This is a genomic window from Rhodococcus sp. T2V, from assembly GCF_029269925.1.
Classification (GTDB): Bacteria; Actinomycetota; Actinomycetes; order Mycobacteriales; family Mycobacteriaceae; genus Rhodococcus_F; species Rhodococcus_F koreensis.
This window is the reverse complement of the sequence record NZ_JARJBD010000512.1, coordinates 1-452: the sequence shown is the minus strand read 5'-3', so window position 1 is coordinate 452 and position 452 is coordinate 1. Positions and strand designations below refer to the sequence as shown.

Annotated in this window: 2 pseudogenes; both read right to left on the bottom strand. The window is 69.7% G+C overall.

Going from position 1 to position 452, the window contains the following annotated elements:
• Positions 1–224: pseudogene (locus P3H15_RS55170) on the bottom strand (transketolase); the annotation flags it as partial.
• Between the two features lie 16 nt (positions 225–240).
• Positions 241–452 (bottom strand): annotated as a pseudogene (locus tag P3H15_RS55165) (transketolase); the annotation flags it as partial.

The following is a 452-nucleotide window of genomic DNA, read 5'->3' as shown; positions in this document are numbered from 1 at the left end:
AGGTCGCGTCCGATCAGGCGGTCGAGCAGCTTCTTGCCCTCCGGGGCGCGCTGCGTCCACTCGTCGTACTGGGCCTGCCATTCCTTGTGTGCCTGCGCGCCGCGCTCGACGACCTTGCGGGTGTGCGCGATGACCTCGTCGGCGACCTCGAACGTCTTGTCCGGATCGAAGCCGAGCGCCTTCTTCACGGCCGCGACCTCGTCCGCACCGAGGGCGGCACCGTGCGAGGTCGCGTCCGATCAGGCGGTCGAGCAGCTTCTTGCCCTCCGGGGCGCGCTGCGCCCACTCGTCGTACTGGGCCTGCCATTCCTTGTGCGCCTGCGCACCGCGCTCGACGACCTTGCGGGTGTGCGCGATGACCTCGTCGGCAACCTCGAACGTCTTGTCCGGATCGAAACCGAGCGCCTTCTTCACGGCCGCGACCTCGTCCGCACCGAGGGCGGCACCGTGCG